The 23,877-nt window shown below is 70.9% G+C and carries 22 protein-coding genes; 10 read left to right on the top strand and 12 right to left on the bottom strand.

Annotated elements, in window-relative coordinates; translation table 11 throughout:
• Positions 1 to 21 precede the first annotated feature (21 nt).
• The 4 genes from DY262_RS01510 to DY262_RS01495 all read right to left on the bottom strand — a co-directional run bounded on the left by DY262_RS01510 (position 22) and on the right by DY262_RS01495 (position 3,896).
• Positions 22 to 375 carry a TraR/DksA family transcriptional regulator gene (locus DY262_RS01510; protein ID WP_116957223.1) on the bottom strand — a complete coding sequence of 118 codons (354 nt, stop codon included), beginning with the start codon at positions 373 to 375 and terminating at the stop codon, positions 22 to 24.
• Positions 376 to 548: 173 nt separating this feature from the next.
• Positions 549 to 2,885, bottom strand: coding sequence for an ATP-dependent Clp protease ATP-binding subunit ClpA (gene clpA, locus DY262_RS01505; RefSeq protein WP_116957222.1), 2,337 nt, complete (start codon positions 2,883 to 2,885; stop codon positions 549 to 551).
• A 77-nt stretch (positions 2,886 to 2,962) separates the two neighbouring features.
• Entirely contained in the window at positions 2,963 to 3,319 is a 357-nt protein-coding gene (gene clpS / locus DY262_RS01500; protein ID WP_070398300.1) for an ATP-dependent Clp protease adapter ClpS, read from the bottom strand.
• Positions 3,320 to 3,497: 178 nt separating this feature from the next.
• Positions 3,498 to 3,896 carry a ChaB family protein gene (locus DY262_RS01495; protein ID WP_116957220.1) on the bottom strand — a complete coding sequence of 133 codons (399 nt, stop codon included), beginning with the start codon at positions 3,894 to 3,896 and terminating at the stop codon, positions 3,498 to 3,500.
• 144 nt (positions 3,897 to 4,040) lie between these two features.
• Here DY262_RS01495 and DY262_RS01490 point away from each other — a divergent pair, with 144 nt between their 5' ends.
• Positions 4,041 to 4,610 carry a DUF4142 domain-containing protein gene (locus DY262_RS01490; protein ID WP_116957219.1) on the top strand — a complete coding sequence of 190 codons (570 nt, stop codon included), beginning with the start codon at positions 4,041 to 4,043 and terminating at the stop codon, positions 4,608 to 4,610.
• Here DY262_RS01490 and DY262_RS01485 read toward each other — a convergent pair.
• Both DY262_RS01485 and DY262_RS01480 read right to left on the bottom strand, forming a co-directional pair.
• Positions 4,605 to 5,099, bottom strand: a complete 495-nt coding sequence (locus DY262_RS01485) for a CBS domain-containing protein (RefSeq protein WP_116957218.1) — start codon at positions 5,097 to 5,099, stop codon at positions 4,605 to 4,607. The two genes, DY262_RS01490 and DY262_RS01485, sit on opposite strands and share 6 nt — an antisense overlap.
• A gap of 255 nt (positions 5,100 to 5,354) precedes the next feature.
• Entirely contained in the window at positions 5,355 to 5,588 is a 234-nt protein-coding gene (locus DY262_RS01480; protein WP_116957217.1) for a hypothetical protein, read from the bottom strand.
• A gap of 104 nt (positions 5,589 to 5,692) precedes the next feature.
• Between DY262_RS01480 and DY262_RS01475 the strand changes: the two genes are divergently transcribed.
• The 3 genes from DY262_RS01475 (at position 5,693) to DY262_RS01465 (ending at position 10,932) form a co-directional block, all read left to right on the top strand.
• Positions 5,693 to 8,479 carry a hybrid sensor histidine kinase/response regulator gene (locus DY262_RS01475; protein ID WP_181936374.1) on the top strand — a complete coding sequence of 929 codons (2,787 nt, stop codon included), beginning with the start codon at positions 5,693 to 5,695 and terminating at the stop codon, positions 8,477 to 8,479.
• Positions 8,480 to 8,487: 8 nt separating this feature from the next.
• A complete protein-coding gene (locus DY262_RS01470; RefSeq protein ID WP_116957215.1) occupies positions 8,488 to 9,342 on the top strand; it encodes a YihY/virulence factor BrkB family protein in 855 nt (284 codons plus the stop codon).
• Positions 9,343 to 9,552: 210 nt separating this feature from the next.
• Positions 9,553 to 10,932: a sigma-54-dependent transcriptional regulator gene (locus DY262_RS01465; protein WP_116957214.1), complete on the top strand. Its 1,380-nt coding sequence runs from the start codon at positions 9,553 to 9,555 to the stop codon at positions 10,930 to 10,932.
• Positions 10,933 to 10,998: 66 nt separating this feature from the next.
• On the opposite strand, the gene DY262_RS01460 is transcribed toward DY262_RS01465, so the two are convergent.
• Both DY262_RS01460 and DY262_RS01455 read right to left on the bottom strand, forming a co-directional pair.
• Positions 10,999 to 11,454, bottom strand: a complete 456-nt coding sequence (locus DY262_RS01460) for a PA2169 family four-helix-bundle protein (protein ID WP_116957213.1) — start codon at positions 11,452 to 11,454, stop codon at positions 10,999 to 11,001.
• Between the two features lie 61 nt (positions 11,455 to 11,515).
• Complete coding sequence (locus DY262_RS01455) at positions 11,516 to 13,603, bottom strand: response regulator (RefSeq protein ID WP_116957212.1); 2,088 nt, start codon at positions 13,601 to 13,603, stop codon at positions 11,516 to 11,518.
• 93 nt (positions 13,604 to 13,696) lie between these two features.
• Between DY262_RS01455 and DY262_RS01450 the strand changes: the two genes are divergently transcribed.
• The gene (locus tag DY262_RS01450) at positions 13,697 to 14,158 is read left to right on the top strand and encodes a hypothetical protein (RefSeq protein ID WP_147326154.1); all 462 of its coding nucleotides are present in this window, start codon (positions 13,697 to 13,699) and stop codon (positions 14,156 to 14,158) included.
• A gap of 247 nt (positions 14,159 to 14,405) precedes the next feature.
• A complete protein-coding gene (rpoN, locus tag DY262_RS01445; protein ID WP_116957210.1) occupies positions 14,406 to 15,860 on the top strand; it encodes an RNA polymerase factor sigma-54 in 1,455 nt (484 codons plus the stop codon).
• A 410-nt stretch (positions 15,861 to 16,270) separates the two neighbouring features.
• On the opposite strand, the gene DY262_RS01440 is transcribed toward rpoN, so the two are convergent.
• Positions 16,271 to 16,567, bottom strand: a complete 297-nt coding sequence (locus DY262_RS01440; RefSeq protein WP_181936373.1) for a hypothetical protein — start codon at positions 16,565 to 16,567, stop codon at positions 16,271 to 16,273.
• Between the two features lie 137 nt (positions 16,568 to 16,704).
• Between DY262_RS01440 and DY262_RS01435 the strand changes: the two genes are divergently transcribed.
• The 3 genes from DY262_RS01435 to DY262_RS01425 all read left to right on the top strand — a co-directional run bounded on the left by DY262_RS01435 (position 16,705) and on the right by DY262_RS01425 (position 18,871).
• Positions 16,705 to 16,980, top strand: coding sequence for a hypothetical protein (locus tag DY262_RS01435; RefSeq protein WP_116957208.1), 276 nt, complete (start codon positions 16,705 to 16,707; stop codon positions 16,978 to 16,980).
• A gap of 188 nt (positions 16,981 to 17,168) precedes the next feature.
• Entirely contained in the window at positions 17,169 to 17,807 is a 639-nt protein-coding gene (locus DY262_RS01430; RefSeq protein ID WP_116957533.1) for a uracil-DNA glycosylase family protein, read from the top strand.
• Positions 17,798 to 18,871, top strand: a complete 1,074-nt coding sequence (locus tag DY262_RS01425; RefSeq protein ID WP_116957207.1) for an FUSC family protein — start codon at positions 17,798 to 17,800, stop codon at positions 18,869 to 18,871. Before DY262_RS01430 ends, DY262_RS01425 begins: the two co-directional genes overlap by 10 nt.
• 10 nt (positions 18,872 to 18,881) lie before the next feature.
• On the opposite strand, the gene icd is transcribed toward DY262_RS01425, so the two are convergent.
• Positions 18,882 to 20,138 (bottom strand): NADP-dependent isocitrate dehydrogenase, encoded by a 1,257-nt coding sequence (icd, locus tag DY262_RS01420; RefSeq protein WP_116957206.1) that lies wholly within the window; start codon positions 20,136 to 20,138, stop codon positions 18,882 to 18,884.
• 136 nt (positions 20,139 to 20,274) lie between these two features.
• Between icd and DY262_RS01415 the strand changes: the two genes are divergently transcribed.
• The gene (locus DY262_RS01415; RefSeq protein ID WP_116957205.1) at positions 20,275 to 20,724 is read left to right on the top strand and encodes a DUF192 domain-containing protein; all 450 of its coding nucleotides are present in this window, start codon (positions 20,275 to 20,277) and stop codon (positions 20,722 to 20,724) included.
• A 63-nt stretch (positions 20,725 to 20,787) separates the two neighbouring features.
• Here the strand turns inward: DY262_RS01415 and DY262_RS01410 are convergent, their stop codons facing one another.
• Together DY262_RS01410 and DY262_RS01405 are read right to left on the bottom strand one after the other, a co-directional pair.
• Complete coding sequence (locus DY262_RS01410) at positions 20,788 to 23,025, bottom strand: NADP-dependent isocitrate dehydrogenase (RefSeq protein ID WP_116957204.1); 2,238 nt, start codon at positions 23,023 to 23,025, stop codon at positions 20,788 to 20,790.
• A 240-nt stretch (positions 23,026 to 23,265) separates the two neighbouring features.
• Positions 23,266 to 23,847 carry a superoxide dismutase gene (locus tag DY262_RS01405; RefSeq protein WP_116957203.1) on the bottom strand — a complete coding sequence of 194 codons (582 nt, stop codon included), beginning with the start codon at positions 23,845 to 23,847 and terminating at the stop codon, positions 23,266 to 23,268.
• Between the last annotated feature and the right edge of the window lie 30 nt (positions 23,848 to 23,877).

Genomic DNA, 23,877 nt, shown 5'->3' with positions numbered 1-23,877 from the left:
GCTGAGCCCAATGGAGGCGCGCTACCCCAGCTCCGCCAGCAGCTCTTCGCCCCAGATCGACGAGGGCCCGGAACGCTCGCCGCGACGCCGGCCCTCCCCCATCAGCGCACACGCCGTGCACAGCGTCGCATGCGGTATCAGGGTGCGCCGGGTCAGGGCAATGGGCTGCGCGCACCACACGCAACAGCCCGGCGTGGGCTCGTCGAGGCCCGCCATCGCGCTGTCGATGCGATCGACGGCTTCAAGGGTGTCGTCGGTTTCCAGGGCGGACAGATCACGCCGGTGCAAGCGGGCAATGAGCTGTTCGCGGCGGTGGTGCAACTGGGTGCGCAGATGCGCGCGCGCGTCGCTGGACAGGGGATCAGGAATGGACATGTCATCTCCTGAATGCGTTCGTTGAAGACTGACGCCGGACGCGCAGTCTAGACCTCCAATGCATGAGATGGCGGTGCACCCGTCACCTCACCGATGACGGAAACGTAACCAAAAAAAATGCCCCGCTTCCGCGGGGCATCTGAGGCAATGCAGGTGCCTGGCACCGGCCGGGTTCAGACCTCCGTCGCCTCCTCCGGCTTGGCCTTGCCTTCCTTCTTCGGCAGCGGCTGGATGTCCAGATCGACTTCCTGCGTTTCCTTGCCGTCTTCGCCGGTCTTGGTGACCAGGTCCACGGTGAGTCGACCACCTTCGGTGAGGCGGCCGAACAGCAGCTCGTCGGCCAGCGCACGGCGGATCGTGTCCTGGATCAGGCGCTGCATCGGGCGCGCGCCCATCAGCGGATCGAAGCCCTTCTTGGCCAGGTGCTGGCGCAGCGTGTCGGTGAAGGTCACTTCCACCTTCTTCTCGGCGAGCTGCGTTTCCAGCTGGAGCAGGAACTTGTCGACCACGCGCAGGATGATCTGCTCGTCCAGCGCCTTGAAGTTCACGATGGCGTCCAGGCGGTTGCGGAACTCGGGCGTGAACAGGCGCTTGATGTCGGCCATCTCGTCGCCCGCGGCGCGCGGGTTGGTGAAGCCGATGGTGGCCTTGTTCATGGTCTCGGCCCCCGCGTTGGTGGTCATGATGATGATCACGTTGCGGAAGTCGGCCTTGCGTCCGTTGTTGTCGGTCAGCGTGCCGTGGTCCATCACTTGCAGCAGCACGTTGAAGATGTCCGGGTGCGCCTTCTCGATCTCGTCAAGCAGCAGCACGCAGTGCGGCTTCTTGGTGATGGCCTCGGTCAGCAGGCCGCCCTGGTCGAAGCCCACGTAGCCCGGAGGCGCGCCGATCAGTCGGCTCACCGCGTGGCGCTCCATGTACTCGGACATGTCGAAGCGGATCAGCTCGATGCCCATGATGTAGGCGAGCTGCTTGGCCGCTTCGGTCTTGCCCACGCCGGTGGGACCGCTGAACAGGAAGGCGCCGATCGGCTTGTCCGCCTTGCCCAGGCCCGAGCGCGCCATCTTCACGCTGGCGGCGAGCACCTCCAGCGCCTTGTCCTGGCCGAACACCACGCTCTTGAGGTCGCGCTCCAGCGTCTGCAGCTTGCCGCGGTCGTCGTTGGACACGTTCGCGGGCGGGATGCGCGCGATCTTGGCCACGATCTCCTCGACCTCGCTCTTGGAGATGGTTTTCTTGCGCTTGGACGCCGGCAGGATGCGCTGCGCCGCGCCGGCCTCGTCGATCACGTCGATGGCCTTGTCGGGCAGGTGGCGGTCGTTGATGTACTTGGCGGACAGCTCGGCCGCGGCCTGCAGGGCCGCCACGGCGTACTTGACGTTGTGGTGCTCCTCGAAGCGCGATTTCAGGCCCTTGAGGATGTCCACCGTCTGCTCGACCGTGGGCTCGACCACGTCGACCTTCTGGAAGCGCCGCGACAGGGCCGCGTCCTTCTCGAAGATGCCGCGGTACTCGGCGAAGGTGGTCGCGCCGATGCACTTGAGCTGGCCGCTGGACAGCGCCGGCTTGAGCAGGTTGGACGCGTCCAGCGTGCCGCCCGAGGCCGCGCCGGCCCCGATCAGGGTGTGGATCTCGTCGATGAACAGGATCGCGTTGGGCTTGTCCTTGAGCGACTTGAGCACGCCTTTGAGGCGCTGCTCGAAATCGCCGCGGTACTTGGTGCCGGCCAGCAGCGCGCCCATGTCCAGCGAGTACACGTTGGACTCGGCCAGGATCTCCGGCACGTCGCCCTGGGTGATGCGCCAGGCCAGGCCCTCGGCGATGGCCGTCTTGCCCACGCCGGCCTCACCCACCAGCAGCGGGTTGTTCTTGCGGCGGCGGCACAGGATCTGGATGACGCGCTCGACCTCGTACTCGCGGCCGATGAGCGGGTCGATCTTGCCGTCCTTGGCCATCTGGTTCAGGTTCTGGGTGAACTGCTCCAGCGGCGAGGCCTTCTCGTTGCCCTTGGCTTCGGTGGCCTCTTCGTTCTCGGCGGCGCTCTCGTTCGACTTGGTCGGCTCGGGCGGGTCGCTCTTGCGGATGCCGTGGGCGATGAAATTCACCACGTCCAGGCGGGTGACGCCCTGCTGGTGCAGGTAGTACACGGCGTGCGAGTCCTTTTCGCCGAAGATGGCCACGAGCACATTGGCGCCGGTGACTTCCTTCTTGCCGTTGCCGGTGGACTGCACGTGCATGATGGCGCGCTGGATCACGCGCTGGAAACCCAGGGTGGGCTGGGTGTCGACCTCGTCGGTGCCGGCCACCTGCGGGGTGTTGTCCTTGATGAAGTTGGTCAAGGACTTGCGCAGGTCGTCGATGTTGGCCGAGCAGGCGCGCAAGACCTCGGCGGCGCTGGGGTTGTCGAGCAGGGCCAGCAGCAGGTGTTCCACCGTGATGAATTCGTGCCGCTGCTGCCTGGCCTCAACGAAGGCCATGTGCAAGCTGACTTCAAGTTCCTGGGCAATCATGTGGCACGTCCTTTGTGCTGGGGGTCGGAATACGCGTCCTGAGACGAATGTAGGGTCTAGATGGGGAGCTTGAACGCTTATTCAACAGGTTCGCTCAAGCATTGCAAGGGGTGACCCGCCGAGCGGGCGGCCTGCAGCACCTGATCTACCTTGGTGCTGGCCACGTCGCGCGAATACACGCCGCAAACCCCTTTTCCCTCCAGGTGAATCTTCAGCATGATCTGGGTGGCCGTTTCACGGTCTTTGCTGAAGTACTCCTGGATGACCTGCACGACGAATTCCATGGGGGTGAAGTCGTCGTTGAGCAGCACCACCTGGTACATCTGGGGCGGCTGGACGCGTTGGGTGCGCCGTTCCAGCACGACCGCATCGTCGCTGCCCGTCGCGGGCGGGGCCGCCGGGGTCTCTGGTTTCTTGGGTATCTGCGAAGCCATGAAATTCATTCTAGCGAGCGCACCGCGCCCCCGATGGCATCCGGGACACAGCCCATTGGCCGGGCAACGGATACCGCCAGGGGCTATTGTGCGATCAGGCCGTGCAGCCTAGGCGCCAAGCAGCGCACGCAAAACCGGCCCAATTCCGCCCATTGGGCGCTGGCGCCGCTGGCGCGGCTCAGGGTTTTTGCTGGTCGCCGATCGCTTTGGCCAGTTCGGCCTTGCGCATGGTGGAGCGGCCCCGGATGCCCAGGGCGGCGGCGCGACGGTACAGCTCGGCCCGGGTGTGGCCGATGCCGTCGACGCCCCCGTAGGTCTCGCCCCGGTTGCGGCGGGCAGCCGAGCGTGGGCCGGCCGATCGCGGGTCCGAGGGGCCCTTGCGCCGCTTGGCCACCCAGCGGTCGTCCACCTTTTCAAAGCCGCGCTTGAGCGTGGCGAAGGCGGTTCGGCTGGCGCGCTCGCCCGGGCCGTATTGCTGCTCGGCGCTGAGCAGGGTTTTGGCGTAGGTGCGCTGGGCCTTGGGGGAGGAGCGCTCCAGCGTGGCGGGCAGATCGACAGCGGCACGGGACTTTTTCATGGGGACTCCTGCATCGCGGGGGGGAAGGGCCCGCGCCGGTGGGGCGGCAAGGTCTGTGCCCGGCCGCCGCCGTGGCGGAAGCGCCGTGGCACAGGCACCCGGCTTGCCGCCCGCGGGGCCCTTTCGTTCACCGGAGATTCCGCCATGACCCGACTTCATCGCCGCCGCGCCATCGCACTCGCCACGCTGCCCCTGCTCTCGCTGCCGTCCTGGGCGCAGACGGGCGCCTCGCCCAGCCCGCCGCCGGCCGACGCGCGCGCCAGCCGGGCCGACAGCGGCTTCATGGAACAGGCCGCGCAGAACGGCCACGCCGAGATCGAGGCCAGCCGCCTGGCCGTGCAGAAAGCCAGCGACCCGCAGGTCCAGCGCTTCGCGCAGACCATGGTGGACGAACACACCCGACTGGCCGAAGAGCTCGCCACCCTGGCCCGCGCCAAGGGCGTGGAACTACCGCGCGAGGCCTCCATGCTGCAGCGCGGCCGGCTCAAGCTGCTGTCCACCTCGCAGGGCGATACCTTTCACCGCCGCTACGTCGAGGCGTTCGGCATCGATGCCCACGAAGACACCATCAAGCTGTTCGACAAGGCCGCCGCCCGGGCCGACGACCCGGACGTCAAGGCCTTCGCTTCGCGCGGCCTGCCCGGCCTGCGGCGCCACCTGACGATGGCGAAGGAACTGCCCCCGCCCAGGGGCAGCGCCTCCAAAGGTTCATGAGCGTCGCCCGGCGGCGTCGGCGCCGCCGCCCGCCGGGCCACTGGCCTGCGACAGGCCGCCGCGCTCCGGCTGTGCGGGCCGCGAGATGTCCCGCAGGGCCTGGGCGGCGTCGCCGGGGCCGGCCTTCACCGCCACGTCGCCCAAGGACAGCAGGCCCACCAGGCGCTTGTCGTGGTCCACCACCGGCAGGCGGCGGATTTGCGCGTCGCACATCAGCTGGGCGGCTTCTTCGATGGACTGGTCCTCGTAGCACCACTGCACATGCGGGCTCATCACCTCGCTCAGGGTGGTGCGCTCGGGCGCCAGCCCCTGGGCCACGCCACGCACCACGAGGTCGCGGTCGGTCACCATGCCGAGCAGGCGCTGGCCATCGCACACGGGGAGGGAGCCGATTTCCATCTCTTCCATGGCCTGGGCGGCCAGGCGCAGGGTGTCTTGCGGCGACAGGGTGCGCACGCCACGGGTCATCACTTCACTGACTTGGTTCATGGGGAGGTCCTTTCCAAAGGGGTTGAGGGCGGGAGGTGCCGCCCGCTGGCAAGCGGCGCGCCCAGGGCGCCCCCGCCACCGGGCACGCCCTTTGCCGGCCCGGCCTCACCATGCCGCCCACACCGCCTCCTCAACCCGTGCAGCCCCCTGCGCCACCGCCCCTCACCGATCCCGTGCCGCCGCCGATGGGCGATCCGCCGCCCGCGCCGCCGGTGCCCGGCCCGACCGAGCCCCCGCCGCCGGCGCGCGGTCGCCTCAGCCGCGCGGCGGCCCACCCGCCCTGATCGCCTCCGGCGACGGCGGCCGGGTGTCGAGCAGATCCACGCTGGCGCCGGGGTCTTCCTCGCCCACCGCCGAGCGGGCCGCCCAGTCCGCGTCGCCCGGTGGCGCCACCCGGGCCGCCGTGTCGCGTCCCGGCCTCGCCAGCAGACCGGCCATCTGGCGCAGGGCGCGTTGCCACAGGGAGAGGGTCGGGGTGGTGCGTTCCATCGCAACGTCCTTTTCGCATGGAGCCGGAGGCCGCCGCGAACGTTCCTTTCCCGGCGCCGGCACCGATGACCGGGCGCCCACGCTTTCTTCTGGATACGGACACCATGAACCAATGGCGCTACGGTAAGGAAATGTCGAATGCGCAACGGTATGCCATCGCCCTGGTGATCGCCCTGCTGGCCGGCGCGCTCCATTGGCTGCTGTGGCCGTCGGTGGGCGCTCTGCGGCCCTTCGTGTTCTACCTGCCGGCGGCTGCCGTGGCGGCCGCCGCGCTGGGCCCGGGGCCCGGCGTGCTCTTGCTGCTGGCCGGGGCCATCGGCACCGGCTGGCCCCTGGCCGCGCTGGACGCCTGGACCAGCCCCAACGGCGCCGACCCGATGCGACTGGCGCTCTACCTGCTGCTGGGCGGGCTGTTGGTCGGCCTGGGGGGGTCGCTGCGCATCACGCGGGCGCGTGCGGCCCTGGCGGAAGACCGGCTCTCCATGGCCATCGAGGGGACGGGCATCGGCGTGTTCGACATCGACCTCGTGGAGCGGACCGTGCGGGCCTCGGCCGTGCTGGCCCGGCTGGCCGGGGCGCCGGTGTCGAATGGGGCCGTGCCCCTGGACGACTGGACCGCGCGCATCCCGCCCCACCTGCTGGCCGACAGCCGCGAGCACATCAAGCGGCGATTGAAAGAGGGCGCGGCCTACTACGAGCGCGAACTGAGCGTGCCCTCGGCCGACGGCGCGCCGCCCCGGCAGCTGCTGCTGCGCGTGCACGTCGTCTGGCGCGGCCAGCGCGCGGTGCGCCTGCGCGGCGCCTGCGTGGACGTCACCGAGCGCAAACGGGTCGACGCCCAGCTGGAGGCCGCGCGCGAACAGCTCAGCCAGCAGGTCGATGACCTGAACCACCTGCACGAACTGAGCACGCAACTGCTGGAGACGCCGCAGCTCGCGCGGCAGCTGCGCATGATCCTGGCCGCCCTGGTGCACTTCCACGGCGCGCGCCGTGGCATGGTCGCGCTGTGTGAGCCCGGCGCGGACGGCCTGCGCGTCGAGGCCAGCCTGGGCTTCGACGATGCCGCGCTCGCCATGGCCGAGGGCCTGAGCACCGGCGCCTGCGCCGAGGCCTGCCGCCAGGGCGCGCGCGTGGTGGTGGAAGACACCCGCGCCAGCGAGACCTTCAAGGCCTGCCGCGACTTCTTCGAGACCCAGGCGATCCGCGCGGTCCACAGCACGCCCCTGATCAGCTCCCAGGGCCAGGTGCTGGGGGCCATCACCGTGCACCTGGACGAATCGCGCCCAGCCACCGAGCGCGAGCACCGCCTGGCCGACATCTGCGCCCGCAAGGCCGCCATGTTCACCGAACGCGCGCACACCCGGGACGAGCTGCTCGCCACGCAGGGGCGCTTCGAGGCCGTGCTCACGTCTTCCGGCGCGCCCTTCGTCATCCTGCGACCCGTGCGGCAGGGCGAGCGCATCGTCGACTTTCTGTGGGTCTACCTCAACCGCGCGGCCGCGCAGGCGCTGGACTGCGCGCCGGGCGAGGTGGTGGGCCAGCGCGTGCTGCAGAACGCCAGCTGCCGCTGGATGGGCCACCCCGCCTTCAGCTACTGCGTCACCGCCATCGAATCGGCCCACACCTGCGAGTTCGACGCCGTCGACCACGCGGGCGCCGAGCCGCGCTGGCTGCACTGCATCGCCTCGCCCATTCCCGACGGCCTGGGCGTGTGGTTCACCGACATCTCCGAGCGCATGCGCAACGAACAGCTGCTGCGCGACAGCGACCGCCGCAAGGACGAGTTCCTGGCCACGCTCGCGCACGAGCTGCGCAACCCGCTCGCGCCGATCCGCCAGGCCACGCTGCTGGCCATGTCGCCACACGCCAGCGAGGAGCAGAAACGCTGGAGCTGCGAGGTCATCGACCGCCAGGTCTCGCACATGGCCCTGCTGCTGGACGATCTGCTCGACGTCTCGCGCATCACGCGCGGCGCGCTGGCCCTGCGCCGCTCGCCGACCGACCTGGCTGGCGTGCTGGCCTCGGCGGTGGAAACGGCCCGCCCGCTGATCGACGCCAAGGGCCACCAGCTGCTGAGCTTCGTCGACGAGCGGCCCACCGTGTTCGACGCCGACCCCCTGCGCCTGGCGCAGGTGGTGGGCAACCTGCTCACCAACGCCGCCAAGTACACCGACCCGGGCGGCACCATCGAGTTGCACGCCGGCCAGCGCGGCGACGCCATCGTCATCGAAGTGCGCGACAACGGCATCGGCATCCCGCCCGACTCCATCCCCGAGGCCTTCCGCATGTTCGCCCAGCTGCACCACGCGGGCGAGCGCACCAGCGGCGGGCTGGGCATCGGCCTGGCCATGTCCAAGGGGCTGGTGGAGCTGCACGGCGGCACGCTCACGGCCGCCAGCGACGGCGTCGGCCAGGGCAGCGTGTTCACCGTCCGCCTGCCGGCGGGCCAGGCCTCTGTGCCGGCGCCGGCCGGGGGCGACGAGCCGGCCACGCGCGAGCGGCGGCGCCTGCGCGTGCTCATCGCCGACGACAACCGCGACGCCTCCGACACCCTGGCCGCCCTGCTGCACGCCGACGGCCACGAAGTGCACATGGCCTACGACGGAGACGAGGCCGTGGCCCGGTGGCGCGAGGAGCGCCCCGACGTCTGCCTGCTCGACATCGGCATGCCCGGGCGCACCGGCCACCAGGTGGCGCGCGAGATCCGCCGCTCGCCCGGGGGCGGGAACACGCTGCTGGTGGCCGTCACCGGCTGGAGCCAGCTGCACGACCGCGAGCTCGCGCTGGAGGCCGGCTTCGACCTGCACCTGACCAAACCCGTGAGCCCGCTGCAGATCAGCCACCTGCTCGACCACCAGCGCAGGCCTGCGGCCACGGCCGCCGCGCCGTGAGGCCGGCGATGCGCGCCGCCTGGTCCTTCCTGCGCGAGGTCTACGCCGCCTGGCGCGACGACGGCGCCACCAGCATGGGTGCGGCCATCGCCTATTACGCGCTGTTCTCCGCCGCCCCGTTGCTGCTGATCGCGGTCTCGGTGGCCGGCCTGTTCTTCGGCGAGCGGGCGGCCACCGGCGAACTCACGCACCGCCTCGCGCCGCTCATCGGCGAAGCCTCTGCGCGCTCGGTGCAATCGGTGCTGCAAGCCCTGCACCGGCCCGAGGCGGGGTGGGCGGGCCTGGCCGGTGGGGCCGCCCTGCTGTTCGGCGCCACCACCGTGCTGGCCGAGCTGCAGTCGGCGCTGGACCGCATCTGGCGCAGCGAATCCTTGCCGCCGCCGCCCTGGTGGGTGGGCCTGCGCGCGCGGGCGCTCGCCGTCGTGGCCATCCTGGCCTGCGGCCTGCTGCTGATGGGCTCCATCGCGCTGAGCGCGGCGCTGGCCGCGGCCACCACCTGGTGGTGGCCGGCCTGGCTCGCGCCCGGACTGCCGGGGCTGGCCGAGGCCTTCAACTTCGCCCTCAGCCTGGCGCTCATGACCGCCGTGTTCGCCGCGCTCTACAAAGGCATGCCGCGCCTGAGCCTGCCCTGGCGCGACATCTGGCTGGGCGCGGCCGTGGCGGCCCTGCTGTTCTCGCTCGGCAAGACCGCGCTGGGCTGGTACATCGGCGGCAGCGCCGTGCTCTCCGCCTTTGGCGCGGCGGCCTCGCTGGTGGCGCTGCTGATGTGGGTGTACTTCTGCGCCCAGGTCTTTCTCATCGGCGCCGAGTTCACCTGCGTGTCCGCGCGCCGGCGCGGGCAGCGCGCGCCGCGGGGCGATTGAGCGGGTCGGGCCCCCGATGGCCGCCCGCGCCGGCCCGACCGTCCGTCGGCCGCTCGCGTGTCATGGCCGGTTTCCGCCGGGGACCAGGCCGCAGGGGGCAAGCCACGTGCCCGGCGCGCACACATATCGAAACAGACGCTGGCCCCTGCGGCGCCCATGATGGCCGGTCCAGTCCCGTGACAGCCAAGACCACCAGGGAGAACGCCACGAATGAACCATGTGCTGATCGTCGATGACGACACCGACTCCGCCACCACGCTGCGCGAACTCGTGCGCGCCGACCGCTTCTCGGTGGCCGTCGCCCACACCCTGCGCGACGCGCGCCGCCAGATCGCCCTGCAGCCACCGGACCTGGTGCTGCTCGACCTGCAGCTGCCCGATGGCAACGGCCTCGATCTGTTCTCCGACCCTCAGCTGATCAACGACTCCGACATCGTGCTCGTCACCGGCCACGCGAGCCTGGACTCGTCCATCGAAGCCATGCGCCGCGGCGCGGCCGACTACCTGGTCAAGCCCATCGCCATGCAGCAGCTGCAGCGCGTGCTCACGCGCTGCGGTGCCCGGGCCGCCGGCGAGGCCGCGGCGGCGCCGGTCCCCGCGCCGCGCGACCCCGCCGCCGACGGCGGCCGCTTCGGCCTGTTGTGGGGCCAGAGCCCCGCCATGCGCCGCGTCTACGAGCAGATCCACCGCGTCGCGCCCACCTCGGTCACGGTGCTGATCACCGGCGAAAGCGGCAGCGGCAAGGAACTGGTGGCGCAGACCGTGCACGGCTTCAGCCGCCGCCACGCCGGCCCCTTCCTCGCGGTGAACTGCGGCGCCATCTCGCCCCACCTCATGGAAAGCGAGATCTTCGGCCACGAGAAAGGCAGCTTCACCGGCGCCGACCGCCAGCACCTGGGCTTCTTCGAGCGCGCCTGTGGCGGCACCCTGTTCCTCGACGAGATCACCGAGATGCCGCTGGACCTGCAGGTCAAGCTGCTGCGCGTGCTGGAAACCCACCGCTTCATGCGCGTGGGCTCCACGCAGAGCCTGCAGACCGACGTGCGCATCATCGCCGCCACCAACCGCGTCCCGCACGAGGCCGTGGCCCAGGGCAAGCTGCGCGAGGACCTGCTCTACCGCCTGGCGGTCTTCCCCATCGAACTGCCGCCGCTGCGCGAGCGCCTGGACGACGTGCCCCTGCTCGCGCGGCACTTCCTGGAGGACATCTCGCGCCGCGAAGGCCGGGTCCGGCGCTTCGACGCCTCGGCCCTGCGCCAGCTCGCGGCCTACCCCTGGCCCGGCAACGTGCGCGAGCTGCGCAATGCCGTGCACCGCGCCTATGTCATGGCCGACGGCGAGTCCATCGACGCGCAGTGGCTGCCCCTGCCCGCCGCCGAAGCGGCCCCCGCCCTGTCCGGCCCAGGGGCGTCCGCCATCACGCTGCCGGTCGGCGTGTCGATGGCGCAGGCCGAGCGCCTGCTGATCGAGGCCACGCTGAACGACTGCCAACAGCAGAAGGAGCGCACGGCCGCCGTGCTGGGCATCAGCCTGAAGACGCTCTACAACCGGCTCAAGGAATACGCGGGCGAGCCACCGGCGCGGCACTGAACGCGCGGCACTGAACGGGCTGCCCGGCGCGGGCGGCCCGCGCAGCGCGGGCCGCGATCGGACGACTCACTCCGCCATCGCCCGGGCCTGGTCGCGCAGCGCCCTCACCTGCGTGTGGTTGCGCTTGGCGCCTTCGTACTGGCGCTCGACCACCACGCGCACATCGGGCGGCAGTTCCTTGGCCAGGGCCTCGCGGTAGCGCTCGATGGCCACGTCCTCGCCGCGCTCGGCTTCCTCGAGCATGGCGACGTCGCTGTAGCCGGCGAGCGTGCCCTTGACCGCGACCCAGCCGCGGTGCGCGGCCCCGGCAACCGAACCGCGCTCCTGCGCGTTGCCGCCCAGCTGCAGCACCAGCGCCTGCAGTTCAGAGGCGGCCTGGCTGCATTCCTCGGCGCGCGCCAGGAACAGGCGCTGCAGGTCGGCGATGTGCAGGTGCTCGCCCGTGCTGCGGAAGCCGAACTCGCCGTCCTTGCAGGTTTCGATCAGGTCGTTCAGGCAGTTGATCAGTGCTTTCTGGTCCATGGTGGTGTGTCCTCGAAGGGGTTGAACAAGGTCACGCGCGCAGTCGCGGTGCGCGACACGCTCATGGGGCACATGGCGTGCCCGCCCCCGGTGCGGCCGGCCAGCCATCCGCCGACGCCGGCCGCAGTGCCGCCAACAACACCGCCGGGGCACAGGGCTTGCGCAGCACGGGGAAGTTCTCCACCTCGGCCAGCGCGTCGCCCTGCGCGCTGATCAGCACCACGCGCACGCCGGGCCAGCGCCGGCGCACGGTGCGCGCCAGGTCCAGGCCGTCGAGTGCGCCGGGCATGGCCAGGTCGGTCAGCAGCACGTCCACGGCGGGGCCGCGCTCCAGCCGCTCCAGCGCCTGGGCGGCGTGCGCGGCGCGCTCCACGCGCGCGCCCATGCTTTCAATGAGCGCCACCGTCACGTCGCCGAGCGCGTCGTTGTCCTCGGCCAGCAGCACGCGGGCGCGCAGCGGCGCCAGCCCGTCACCGCCCGCCGCGGTCCTCGGCGGCACCTCGTCCGGCGCCTCGGCCGCCACCGCGGGCAGCACCAGCACGACCTCGCTGCCCTGCCCTGGCCGCTGGCGCCGCACGGCCTTGCCGCCCGCCTGCGCGCACAGGCCACGCACCTGGCTCAGCCCGAGGCCAGACTCCGGTGTCGATTCCTGGGCCATGAAGAAGGGCTCGAACACGCGCCGGCTCCGCGCGGCCTCCAGGCCCGGGCCGCTGTCGCGCAGCGCGATGCTCAGGTAGCGGCCGTCCGGCAGGTCCGCCGACAGCGCCGCGCTCGCGCGCTCGGCCCCCACCCACACCCGCCCCCCCTCGGACAGCGTGTCGCGCGCGTTCAGCGCGAGGTTGACCAGCGCAAGCTCCAGCTCGTCGGGGTCGACGCGGACGTTCAGTTCCTCGTCGGGCACCTCGATGTGCAGCTCGACGCGCCGGCCCAGCACCACGCCCAGCAGGTCGCGCCGCTCGGGCAGCCACTCGCTCAGCGAGAGCGTGCGGGGCCGCGCGCGCGGGCGCCCGCCGAAACGCAGCAGTTGCTGCGTGAGCCGGCTCGCGGCCTCCACCGCGCGCAGCGTGGCGGCCACCGGCATGGCCAGCGCCGGCTGCGTGGCCTGGCGTTGAATCAGGTAGGCGCTGTTGCTGATCACGCCGAGCAGGTTATTGAACTCGTGCGCCACGCGCCCCGTCAGGCGCCCCAGCGCCTCCACCCGCTCGCGGCTGGCGGCCCCGCGCTCGGCCTGGCGCGCGCGTTCCACGGCTTCGGCCAATTGGCGGTGCAGCTCGGCGCGCGCCACCCACGCGGCCCCGGCCACCGCCAGGGCCAGCAGCGCGAGCGTGGCCAGCAGGGTGCCACCGCCCCCGCCGGCGAAGGCAGGCGGGGGCGGTGCGCGCGGCACGGTGGTGAGCGCGGTCCAACCCTGCGGCGTGCGGCTGAAGTGGACGCGCAGCGGCACGCCCGCGGGCGTGCGCAGCGCGAAGCGGCCCTCGCCCCGGCCCGCCAGGCTCTCGCGGATCAGGCCGTCGAGCGCGCGCTCGGCCTCGGCCGCGACCGGCGCCGGGCGGCGCGCCACCACCCGCCCGCGCGGATCGAGCAGCTGCCTCCCCCAACCCTCGCGCAGGGAGCGCTGGTCCATGAGCCGCTGCAGTTCGGCCGGCGGCACCACCAGGCGCAGGTTCATTGCCGGGCCCGGCCCCTGGCGAAACACCGGCTCCACCCAGGCCAGGCCCTCGCCCCGCTCCAGCGCGCGCACGCCGGACGAGGCGACCAGCGCGGGGGTTCCGGAAGGGCGGCGGCTCGGTGGCGCGCCCACCGGCAGGCGGGTGTCCAGCCAGCGCACCGACGCACTGAGCAGCTCCACCGACACCGGCGAGCCATCGATCGCTCGGCGAACGCCCCGGTCGAAGGCGGCGCGCTCCGGCTCGCTCAGGCGCGGCGCGTGGTCCAGCAGCGGCGAGGCCGCCAGCGCGCGCGCGATGGCGGCGTAGCGGGTGAACTCGCGGTCGATCGCGCGGCTCAGGGCGCGCGCGTCCTCGCTGGCCTGCCGCTCGAGCGCGGCCTGGCCCGAGCGCCAGGCGGCCAGCGCGGCCCAGGCCGCCGCCCCGACAGCGGGCAGCAACACGGCCAGGACCAACAGGATCAGGCGAACGCGCAGAGCCATGGCGAAAAGGGTTCTCTTGTTCTTCTGACGGTCGCGGGCAAAAGGCGCGCCCGCCCGGGTGCGCCTCGGGTGCGCCGTTTGCCTGCCCTGGCCATGGACGCCACCCCCACCGCCACCCCCTCGCCCCTGCCCGCCCTGGAACAGGAGTTCGACCGCCTCGCGCGCCTGTTCGCCGAATACGAGCGGCTGGTGGACGCCGGCACCGGCCCCACCGACCTGGGCGCGCGACTGGGTCGCATCGGCGGCCGCGTGCGCGCCATCGTGGGCTTCGAGCAAGACGAGGTGCTGCCGCGCCTGCCCGCCCCGGCCCTGCGCGGCGAGACCGAATCGCAGCTCGCCGACCTGCAGGCCCGCGTGGAGCGCCTGGCCTCCCGCGTGAGCGACCTGGCGCACACCGAACGCGAGGCGCGCGCGCTGGCGCAGGCGCTGCACACGCACGCCGCCTGGCAGCGGCACCACGTGTGGCCCCGCCTGGCCGGAGACCAGCGGTCCTTCCTCGAGACAGAACTGGCCGAGCGACGCGCCGCCTGGCTGCAGGACGAAGCGCCTGATTGAGCGGGCGGTCGAGCGCGCGATCGAGCGGGCGGCAGCTTTTGCGGCAATTCGCGCGCCCGGGGCGGCAGATTCTTCCCAGCGCCACCGCCCAGCGGGCCACTCGATCGCCCCTTCCCGCCCCCGCAACACCAGGCAGGGCGCGGCTTGCGGGTCGACCAACCGCCCGTCGGCCAGCGGCGGCACAGGCCTTGCGACACAGGCGCTTCAGGCGCCGGCGGGCGGCGCCCCACACACCAGAGGAGGTTCCATGGGACTCGCGCTGCGCAACGAGATCCGGCCATTGCAGGCCCCCACGCCCACACAGACGCTGTCACCGCGCCTGCAGCGCGCCGTGCAGCTGCTGCAGATGTCCTCGCTGGACTTCGCGGCGCTGGTGCGCCAGAAGCTGGGCGACAACCCTTTCCTGGAAAGCGAGGACGACAGCGACCCGGCCACCGCGACCCCCGAGACCCCGGACGGCGACGACGGCACCGCACCCCAGGTCAAGGCCTCCAACGAAGCGTGGGACAGCGGGCCGATCGGTGGCACCGACGACCGCGAGCTGTGGATCAACGACGGCGGCTCGCCACTGCGCCCCACCGGCGACGGCGACGCCACGGCCATGGACCTCACCGCCAGCGCCACCACGCTGGCCATGCACCTGCACGGCCAGCTCAACGTGATGGCGCTGACGCCGCGCGACCTGACCCTGGCGCGCGCGGTGGTGGAGTCGCTGGACGACGACGGCTACCTGCGCACGCCGCTGGAGGAGATCGCCGGCCTGGTGCCCTGCGCGCCGCCCGCGGCCCCAGCCGAGATGCTGGTCGCGCTGCGGCTGGTGCAGTCGCTGGAGCCCGTCGGCGTGGCCGCCCGCGGCGTAGGCGAATGCCTGCTGCTGCAGGTGCGGCAGATGGAGGACGGCCCCTGCCGGGCGCTGGCCGAGCGCATCGTGGGCGAGCACCTGCAGGCGCTGGCCGCGCGCGACGTGCCCGGCCTGGCCGCCACGCTGCGCGAGCCCCTGCGCCGCGTGGAAGCGGTGGTCGACCGCATCCGCCACCTGGACCCGCGGCCCGGCTGGCGCGTCGGCGATTCGCGCGTCGACTACATCGTGCCGGACGTGATCGTGCGCCGCCAGCGCGGCCAGTGGTCGGTGCAGCTCAACCCCGCCGTGGTGCCGCGCGTGCGCTTGAACCAGGTCTACGCCGAGCTGTACCAGCGCCACCGCAGCCGCAGCAGCGGCGCGCTCGGCGAGCAGCTGCAGGACGCGCGCTGGACCCTGCGCAATGTGGAGCAGCGCTTCTCCACCATCCTCGACGTGGCGCAGGCCATCGTGCGGCGCCAGCGCCACTTCCTCGAGTTCGGCCCCATGGCCATGAAGCCGCTGGTGCTGCGCGAGATCGCCGAGGAAGTCGGCGTGCACGAGTCCACCGTCTCGCGCGTGACGAACAACAAGCACATGGCCACGCCGCTGGGCGTGTTCGAGTTGAAGTACTTCTTCTCGCGGCCCATGGTCAGCGCGGCCGGCAACGCCTGCTCGGGCACCGCCATCCGCGGGCTGATCGGCGACATCATCCAGGCCGAGAACCCGGCGCGCCCGCTGTCGGACGCCGACATCACGCGCCAGCTCACCGCCCAGGGCCTGGTGGTGGCGCGGCGCACCGTCACCAAATACCGGCAACTGCTGCGCATCGAGCCGGTGGACAAGCGCCGCCGGCACGGCTGAGGCCGGCCCCGAAAAAAGGCCGGCGCGGGGGCCGGCCAATGGGCCCACGGAGGCGGGCCCGCCGAGTGTTCAGCGCCCGCGCCGGTCGCCGGAAGCGCTGTCCCGTGTTCCGTTCGATGGGCCCTCGGGATTCGGCGTGCCGGCCGGGCCACGGCCGGCGCCCGGTGGGGACGGGGGCCGGGCGCGCCGCTCGTCCTCCCGCTCCGCCGGGCCGGGCGTGCGCCCATAGCCGCCCCGGCCGCCGTACGGGTGCTGGTCCGACCCCTGGGCCTGGCCGCCCGGGGGGCGGCCGCGTTCCTGCTGTGCCATCACATGCTCCTTGCTGTGGAAATGAGGGCGCCGGCGTCTCGTGCCGGCCTGCCAACCCCCGGCAAGTGCCATGCCCAGCCGGCCGGCGGCCGACCGGGGCCTCAGCCACCCCGGCGCAGCAGCGCCTCGCGGCGCCGTGCGTCCAGGCCTGGTGTGGCGCGCAGGTCGGTGTCCACCTGGCCGGACTCAAGGTCCCGCCCGGCCTGCTCGATCACGGGATCGGGCTCGGCCCGAGTGGCGCGCAGGCCTTCGTCGCGCTCGTGAGGCAATTCGAGTGCCTCGTGCCGCGGGCGGGGACCGGCGCCCGGCGTCAGCGGTGGTTGGCCGGTGTTGACGGACTGTCGCGGTGCGGCGCGGGGCACCGCCGCGCCACGGCGCGGTGAAGGGGGCTTGGGCATATCGGACCTCCTGCAAAGACACCGCAGCGGGCAAGCCGCGTGCCGTGTCGCCGGCGCAGGCGATGGGCACGGGGATTGCCAATCGCTGCGTGTCGGCGCCGCGTTGGCGACGGCTTCATCAACCCCAGGAGATCGACATGCCGAACCAGCAGAACCAGAACCCGAACCAGCAAAAACCCAGCGCGGGACAGAAGCAGCAGGAGGCGCAACAGAACCCGTCCCAGCAGCAGAACCAGAATCCCCAGAACCCGAGTCAGAACCGCAACCAGGCCGGCCAGCCGCGCCCGGACGACAGCCCCAGCCCGCGCAAGCAGGAGCAGCAGCGCGCCGAGGACGGCCCGCGCCACCAGCAAGGCGGTCAACAGGGTGGTCAGGGCGGTCAGCGCGGCGACCCGTCCCAGCAGCAGCGCTGACACCGGTTCGCGCCTCGCCGAAACGCCCCCGCCCGCCCGCGCGGGGTGTTTCTTCCACCCGCCCCAGTGCCCCTTGACGCCACTGGCGGCGGCACCGCCGCGCGATGCGCGCGCCCGCGCGCTCGGCCACGCCCCACCGGCGCGCCCACCGTCGCCAGGGCGCGACAATGGGCGCCTTCCGGTCCGCCATGGCTTCGCGCACCCCATCCTCTCCTTCCGCCAGCGCCCTCGAACGCCTGCTGGGCGAGGTGCGCCAGTGCCGGCTCTGCGCGGAGCGGCTGCCGCACCCGCCACGCCCCGTGCTGCAGCTGGGCGCCACGGCCCGCGTCCTGGTCGCGGGCCAGGCGCCGGGGCGGCGCGTGAACCTCAGCGGCATTCCCTTCGACGACGCGAGCGGCAAGCGCCTGCGCGACTGGATGGGCGTGGACACCCGCACCTTTTACGACCCAAGCGCCGTGGCCCTGTTGCCCATGGGCCTGTGCTACCCCGGCACCGGCCCGGGCGGTGACCTGCCGCCCCGCCCGGAATGCGCCCCGGCCTGGCGCGCCGCCTTGCTGGCTCAGCTCCCGCGGGTGGAACTGGTGCTGGCGGTCGGCCGCCACGCACAGGCCTGGCACCTGGGGCCGGCGGCCCGCGCCACGCTGACCGAGACGGTGCGCGCCTGGCGCGACGGCGGCCCGGGGCTGCTGCCCCTGCCCCACCCCAGCCCGCGCAACAACCGCTGGCTGCGCGACAACCCCTGGTTTGAAGACGAGGTGCTGCCGGCCCTGCGCGCGCGCGTGGCGGCCGCGCTGGCACGGCCGCCGACGGGGAACCCATGGCCCTGAAGCCCTTTCTGCTCAACGAATGGCGCCAGCTGGCGCGCGTGAACCGCAGCGACCGGCCCTGGGAAATGCCGGTGGCCGCCGCGCTCGCCAGTGGCCTGCCGATCTTCATCGGCGCAGCCTATGGTGAGCTGGGCCTGGGTCTGGCCGGCTCGCTGGGCGGTCTGGTCTTCCTGCACCTGCCCGCCACGCGGCTGGCGCACCGCATGGCCTGGCTGATGGCCTGCGCCTTCGGCATGGGCTGCAGCTACGCGCTGGGCCTGCTGGGGCACCTGGTCCCGCCGCTGGTGGTGCCCTTGCTCATGCTCATCACCGTGCTCGTCACCATGGTCTGCCGCTTCTACGCGGCGCCCCCGCCCGGCAGCCTGTTCTTCGTCATGGCCGCGGCGATCGGTGCCTACAGCCCCGTGCATGGGCGCGACGCCATCCTCCAGGTGGGGGCCGTGGCGCTGGGCACGGTGCTGGCCGTCGCCATCGCCTTCTTCTACAGCCTGCACATCGTGAGCCGGCACGGCGTGCCGGCGCCGAGCGCGCCCGCGCAGCCGGGCTTCGACCACGTGGTGGTGGACTCGGTGATGATCGGCGGCTTCGTCGGCCTGTCGCTGGTGGCGGCGCACGCCCTGCAGCTGGACCGGCCCTACTGGGTACCGGTGAGCTGCCTGGCCATCATCCAGGGCGCCTCGCTGCGCGCGGCCTGGACGCGGCAGGTGCAGCGCACCCTCGGCACCGCGCTCGGCCTGCTGGTGTTCCTCGGCATCGTCCAACTGCCACTGGGGCCATGGACCGTGGCCGCCGTGGTCACGGCGCTGACCCTGGTGATCGAGACCCTGGTGGTGCGCCACTACGGGCTGGCGGCCGTCTTCATCACGCCGCTGGCGCTGCTGCTGGCGGAAGCGGGACAGGGTTTCGTGGCGGCGCCGCAGCCGCTGATGCAGGCCCGACTGATGGACACGGTGGTCGGGTCCACGCTGGGCCTGGTGGGCGCGGCCTGCCTGCACAGCCCGCGCATCCGCGCGGCGGTTGGCGCCGGCTTGCGGCGGCTGCTGCCCGAGGGCCCGCCGCGCTGAGCCGCACCGCTCACTCCATCTGGTCGATCATCACCTGGCCGAAGCCTGAGCAGCTCACCTGCGAGGCGCCGTCCATGAGGCGGGCGAAGTCGTAGGTGACCTTCTTGGACAGGATGGCCTTTTCCATCGAGGCGATGAGCAGGTCGGCGGCTTCCTTCCAGCCCATGTGGCGCAGCATCATCTCGGCCGACAGGATCATGGAACCCGGGTTCACGTAGTCCTTGCCGGCGTACTTGGGCGCCGTGCCGTGCGTGGCCTCGAAGCAGGCCACGGAGTCGCTCATGTTCGCGCCGGGCGCGATGCCGATGCCGCCGACCTGCGCGGCCACCGCGTCGGAGATGTAGTCGCCGTTGAGGTTGAGCGTGGCGACCACCGCGTACTCGGCCGGGCGCAGCAGGATCTGCTGCAGGAAGGCATCGGCGATGACGTCCTTGACGACGATGTCGCGGCCGGTCTTCGGGTTCTGCAGGCGGCACCAGGGACCCCCGTCGATCGGCGTCGCGCCGAATTCGCGCTGGGCCAGCGCGTAGCCCCACTCGCGAAAGCCCCCTTCGGTGAACTTCATGATGTTGCCCTTGTGCACGAGCGTCACGCTGGGCTTGTCGTGGTCGATGGCGTACTGGATCGCCTGGCGCACCAGGCGCTCGGTGCCCTCGATGGACACCGGCTTGACGCCGATGGCCGAGCTCTCGGGAAAGCGGATCGTGGTCTCGCCCATCTCGTCCTGCAGGAAGCGGATGAGCTTTTGCGCCTTGTCCGAGCGGGCCTCGTATTCGATGCCGGCGTAGATGTCTTCCGAGTTCTCGCGAAAGATGACCATGTTGGTCTTCTCGGGCTCCTTCAGCGGCGAGGGCACGCCCTTGAAATAGCGCACCGGGCGCAGGCAGACGTACAGGTCCAGCTCCTGGCGCAGGGTCACGTTGAGCGAGCGGATGCCCCCGCCCACCGGCGTGGTCAGCGGGCCCTTGATGGAGACCACGCACTCCTTGAGCGCGGCCACGGTCTCCTCGGGCAGCCAGACCCCGGGGCCATAGACCTTCACCGCTTTGTCGCCCGCGTAGACCTCCATCCAGTGGATCTTGCGGCGCCCGCCATAGGCCCGGGCCACCGCTGCGTCGACCACCTTGAGCATCACTGGCGTGACGTCCACGCCGACGCCGTCGCCCTCGATGTACGGCACGATCGGCTCATCAGGCACTTGCAGCGACAGGTCGGCTCGGACGGTGATCTTCTGGCCTTGTGGCGGCACCTTGATGTGCTGGGTCATGTCGGGGAACGTTCCGGGTGGCGAATGAGAGAGGGGGACCGGAAATTCTAGACGCTGGCCTTTCGCCGGGCGCTCTGGCCCGCCCTGCCCCGATGGCAGACAATGCAAGCCCCTCGTCACCGCCCCCACACGCCGCATGAAAGCCCTGTTCACCCGACTGCTTGGCCTGTGCCTGCTGGCCTCGGGCCCGGCCTGGTCCCAGGACGGCCCGCAGCTCAACCTGCCCCGCATCAGCCTGTCGGCCAACATGCACCTCATCCACGCGCAGGTGGCCGCCACGCCGCAGGCGCGCACCATCGGCCTCATGTTCCGCCGGGAGATGCCGGCCAACGAAGGCATGCTCTTCGTGTTCGAGCAGGCCGCCACCCAGTGCTTCTGGATGAAGAACACCCTGCTGCCGCTGACCGCGGCCTTCGTGGACGACGACGGCACCATCGTCAACCTGGCGGACATGCAGCCGCAGAGCCTAGACTCGCACTGCTCGGACAAGCCGGTGCGCTACGTGCTGGAGATGCACCAGGGCTGGTTCAAGAAGCGCGGCATCCAGGCCGGTGCGCGCTTGAGCGGACAGGCCTTCGGCAAATAAAAAGGCCGCCGGATCCGGCGGCCTTTTCCTTCGGGCCCCTGGCGGCGGGCGGCCCGCCCGGGCTCAGGCCTTCATCGAGGCCAGCACCTTGTTGAAGGTGGCGCTGGGCCGCATCACGGTCTCCAGCTTTTTGAAGTCGGGCTTGTAGTAGCCGCCAATGTCGACCGGCTTGCCCTGCACCTCGGCCAGTTCCTTGACGATGGCCTGCTCGTTGTCCGCCAGGGCCTTGGCCAGGGGGGCGAACTTCTCCGCCATTTCCTTGTCCTCGGTCTGCGCGGCCAGTTCCTTGGCCCAGTACATCGCCAGGTAGAACTGGCTGCCGCGGTTGTCGAGCTGGCCGGTCTTGGGGCTGGGGTTCTTGTTGTTGTCCAGCAGCTGGCCGGTGGCCGCATCCAGGGTCTTGGCCAGCAGCTTGGCGCGGGCGTTGTTGTTCTTGATGCCGAGATCCTCGAAGCTCACCGCCAGGGCCAGGAACTCGCCCAGCGAATCCCAGCGCAGGTGGTTCTCTTCCACCAGCTGCTGCACGTGCTTGGGCGCCGAGCCGCCGGCGCCCGTCTCGTACATGCCGCCGCCGGCCATCAGCGGCACGATGGACAGCATCTTGGCGCTGGTGCCCAGCTCCATGATGGGGAACAGGTCGGTCAGGTAGTCGCGCAGGATGTTGCCGGTGGCGCTGATCGTGTCCAGGCCGCGGATGACGCGCTCCAGCGTGTAGCGCATGGCGCGCACCTGGCTCATGATCTGGATGTCCAGGCCGGCCGTGTTGTGCTCGTGCAGGTACATCTTGACCTTGGTGATCAGCTGCGCCTCGTGCGGGCGGTACTGGTCGAGCCAGAACACCACGGGCATACCGGAATTGCGGGCGCGGTTCACGGCCAGCTTGACCCAGTCGCGGATGGCGGCGTCCTTCACCTGGCACATGCGCCAGATGTCGCCCTGCTCCACGTTCTGGCTCATCAGCACCTCGCCGGTGGCCAGGTCGGTGATGTTGGCCACGCCGTCCTCGGGGATCTCGAAGGTCTTGTCGTGCGAGCCGTATTCCTCGGCCTGCTGCGCCATGAGGCCCACGTTGGGCACGGTGCCCATGGTCTTGGGATCGAAGGCGCCGTGCCACTTGCAGAAGTTGATCATCTCCTGGTAGATGCGGGCGAAGGTGCTCTCCGGCATCACGGCCTTGACTTCCTTCAGGCGGCCGTCGGCACCGTACATCTTGCCGCCGGCGCGGATCATCGCGGGCATGGAGGCGTCCACGATCACGTCGTTGGGCGAATGGAAGTTGGTGATGCCCTTGGCCGAGTCCACCATGGCCAGTTCGGGGCGGTGCTCCTGGCAGGCGTGCAGGTCGCGCTTGATCTCATCCTGCTTGCTCTGCGGCAGCGTGGCGATCTTGTTGTACAGATCGACCATGCCGTTGTTGACGTTGATGCCCAGCTCGTCGAACAGCTTGCCGTGCTTCTCGAAAGCTTCCTTGTAGAAGATCTTCACGCAGTGGCCGAACACGATCGGATGCGAGACCTTCATCATGGTCGCCTTCACGTGCAGCGAGAACATCACGCCGGTCTTGTGCGCGTCCTCGATCTGCTGCTCATAAAAGGCCAACAGGGCCTTCTTGCTCATGAACATGGAGTCGATGACCTCGCGGTCCTGCAGCGAGACCTTGGGCTTGAGCACGACGGTCTTGCCGCTCTTGGTGATCAGCTCCATCTTGACGTCGCGCGCCTTGTCCAGCGTCATGGACTTCTCGCCGTGGTAGAAGTCGCCGTGGTGCATGTGGGACACATGCGAGCGCGAGGCCTGGCTCCACTCCGCCATGCTGTGCGGGTTCTTGCGGGCGTATTCCTTCACCGCCTTGGGCGCGCGGCGGTCCGAGTTGCCCTCGCGCAGCACGGGGTTCACGGCGCTGCCGGTGCACTTGTTGTAGCGCGCGCGGATGTCCTTCTCTTCGTCCGTCTTCGGGTTCTCGGGGAAGTCGGGGATCTTGTAGCCCTTGTCCTGCAGCTCCTTGATGGCGGCCTTGAGTTGGGCCACCGAGGCGCTGATGTTGGGCAGCTTGATGATGTTGGCCTCGGGCTTGAGGGTGAGCTTGCCCAGCGCGCTGAGGTTGTCGGGCACGCGCTGCTCTTCGGTCAGCAGCTCGGGGAACTGGCCCAGGATGCGGCCGGCCACCGAGATGTCGCTGGTCTCGACGTTGATGCCCGCCGGCGCCGCGAAGGTGCGGATGATGGGCAGGAACGCACTGGTGGCCAGCAGGGGCGCCTCGTCCGTCAGGGTGTAGATGATGGTGGGTTGCTGGCTGCTCATGGCTTATCTCCGGAGGTTGTTGGGTGCGGCGCTGGCCGACCGGCAGGCGGACAGGTCGCGCGGATACGGTGATCCGTATCCCGTGATTGTGCTTTCAGCGCAAGCGCCAAACCTTTGATTTTGGGATCGAACTCCCACAATACAAAACAGGCACGAAGAAATTTGCACGCGCCGGGCGGGCCGGGCAGCAAAAAGGGCCCGAAGGTCGCCCCTCGAGCCCTTGTGCCTGGCGCATGCCGATCAGGCGAAGTTCTTCTCGGCGAAGGACCAGTTCACCAGCTTGTCGAGGAAGGTCTCGACGAACTTGGGACGCGCGTTGCGGTAGTCGATGTAGTAGGCGTGCTCCCACACGTCCACGGTCAGCAGGGCCTTGTCGGCGGTGGTCAGCGGCGTGCCGGCGGCACCGGTGTTGACGATGTCCACGCTGCCGTCGGCCTTCTTCACCAGCCAGGTCCAGCCCGAGCCGAAGTTGCCCACGGCGCTCTTGGTGAAGGCTTCCTTGAAGGCGGCGTAGCTGCCCCACTTGGCCTTGATGGCATCGGCCAGCGCGCCCGAAGGCTCGCCGCCGCCGTTGGGCTTCATGCAGTTCCAGAAGAAGGTGTGGTTCCAGATCTGGGCGGCGTTGTTGTAGATGCCGCCGCTGGACTTCTTGACGATGGACTCGAGGTCCATGCTCTCGAACTCGGTGCCCTTTTGCAGGTTGTTGAGGTTCACCACATAGGCGTTGTGGTGCTTGCCGTGGTGGTACTCCAGCGTCTCGCGGCTGTAGTTCGGGGCCAGGTCGTCCAGGCCATAGGGCAGCGGGGGCAGGGTGTGTTCCATGTGCGTCCTCTTTTTGATGGGTTGTGGGTG

This window comes from Hydrogenophaga borbori (genome assembly GCF_003417535.1).
Classification (GTDB): domain Bacteria; phylum Pseudomonadota; class Gammaproteobacteria; order Burkholderiales; family Burkholderiaceae_C; genus Hydrogenophaga; species Hydrogenophaga borbori.
The sequence above is the reverse complement of the archived record's forward strand: the minus strand, read 5'-3'. Positions and strand labels throughout refer to the sequence as shown.

Excerpts from the sequence above, each read along its gene's own strand:
- DY262_RS01510 (WP_116957223.1), bottom strand. The coding sequence starts at position 375 with ATGTCCATTCCTGATCCCCTGTCCAGCGACGCGCGCGCGCATCTGCGC.
- clpA (WP_116957222.1), bottom strand. The coding sequence starts at position 2,885 with ATGATTGCCCAGGAACTTGAAGTCAGCTTGCACATGGCCTTCGTTGAG.
- clpS (WP_070398300.1), bottom strand. The coding sequence starts at position 3,319 with ATGGCTTCGCAGATACCCAAGAAACCAGAGACCCCGGCGGCCCCGCCC.
- DY262_RS01495 (WP_116957220.1), bottom strand. The coding sequence starts at position 3,896 with ATGAAAAAGTCCCGTGCCGCTGTCGATCTGCCCGCCACGCTGGAGCGC.
- DY262_RS01490 (WP_116957219.1), top strand. The coding sequence starts at position 4,041 with ATGACCCGACTTCATCGCCGCCGCGCCATCGCACTCGCCACGCTGCCC.
- DY262_RS01485 (WP_116957218.1), bottom strand. The coding sequence starts at position 5,099 with ATGAACCAAGTCAGTGAAGTGATGACCCGTGGCGTGCGCACCCTGTCG.
- DY262_RS01480 (WP_116957217.1), bottom strand. The coding sequence starts at position 5,588 with ATGGAACGCACCACCCCGACCCTCTCCCTGTGGCAACGCGCCCTGCGC.
- DY262_RS01475 (WP_181936374.1), top strand. The coding sequence starts at position 5,693 with ATGAACCAATGGCGCTACGGTAAGGAAATGTCGAATGCGCAACGGTAT.
- DY262_RS01470 (WP_116957215.1), top strand. The coding sequence starts at position 8,488 with ATGCGCGCCGCCTGGTCCTTCCTGCGCGAGGTCTACGCCGCCTGGCGC.
- DY262_RS01465 (WP_116957214.1), top strand. The coding sequence starts at position 9,553 with ATGAACCATGTGCTGATCGTCGATGACGACACCGACTCCGCCACCACG.
- DY262_RS01460 (WP_116957213.1), bottom strand. The coding sequence starts at position 11,454 with ATGGACCAGAAAGCACTGATCAACTGCCTGAACGACCTGATCGAAACC.
- DY262_RS01455 (WP_116957212.1), bottom strand. The coding sequence starts at position 13,603 with ATGGCTCTGCGCGTTCGCCTGATCCTGTTGGTCCTGGCCGTGTTGCTG.
- DY262_RS01450 (WP_147326154.1), top strand. The coding sequence starts at position 13,697 with ATGGACGCCACCCCCACCGCCACCCCCTCGCCCCTGCCCGCCCTGGAA.
- rpoN (WP_116957210.1), top strand. The coding sequence starts at position 14,406 with ATGGGACTCGCGCTGCGCAACGAGATCCGGCCATTGCAGGCCCCCACG.
- DY262_RS01440 (WP_181936373.1), bottom strand. The coding sequence starts at position 16,567 with ATGCCCAAGCCCCCTTCACCGCGCCGTGGCGCGGCGGTGCCCCGCGCC.
- DY262_RS01435 (WP_116957208.1), top strand. The coding sequence starts at position 16,705 with ATGCCGAACCAGCAGAACCAGAACCCGAACCAGCAAAAACCCAGCGCG.
- DY262_RS01430 (WP_116957533.1), top strand. The coding sequence starts at position 17,169 with ATGGCTTCGCGCACCCCATCCTCTCCTTCCGCCAGCGCCCTCGAACGC.
- DY262_RS01425 (WP_116957207.1), top strand. The coding sequence starts at position 17,798 with ATGGCCCTGAAGCCCTTTCTGCTCAACGAATGGCGCCAGCTGGCGCGC.
- icd (WP_116957206.1), bottom strand. The coding sequence starts at position 20,138 with ATGACCCAGCACATCAAGGTGCCGCCACAAGGCCAGAAGATCACCGTC.
- DY262_RS01415 (WP_116957205.1), top strand. The coding sequence starts at position 20,275 with ATGAAAGCCCTGTTCACCCGACTGCTTGGCCTGTGCCTGCTGGCCTCG.
- DY262_RS01410 (WP_116957204.1), bottom strand. The coding sequence starts at position 23,025 with ATGAGCAGCCAGCAACCCACCATCATCTACACCCTGACGGACGAGGCG.
- DY262_RS01405 (WP_116957203.1), bottom strand. The coding sequence starts at position 23,847 with ATGGAACACACCCTGCCCCCGCTGCCCTATGGCCTGGACGACCTGGCC.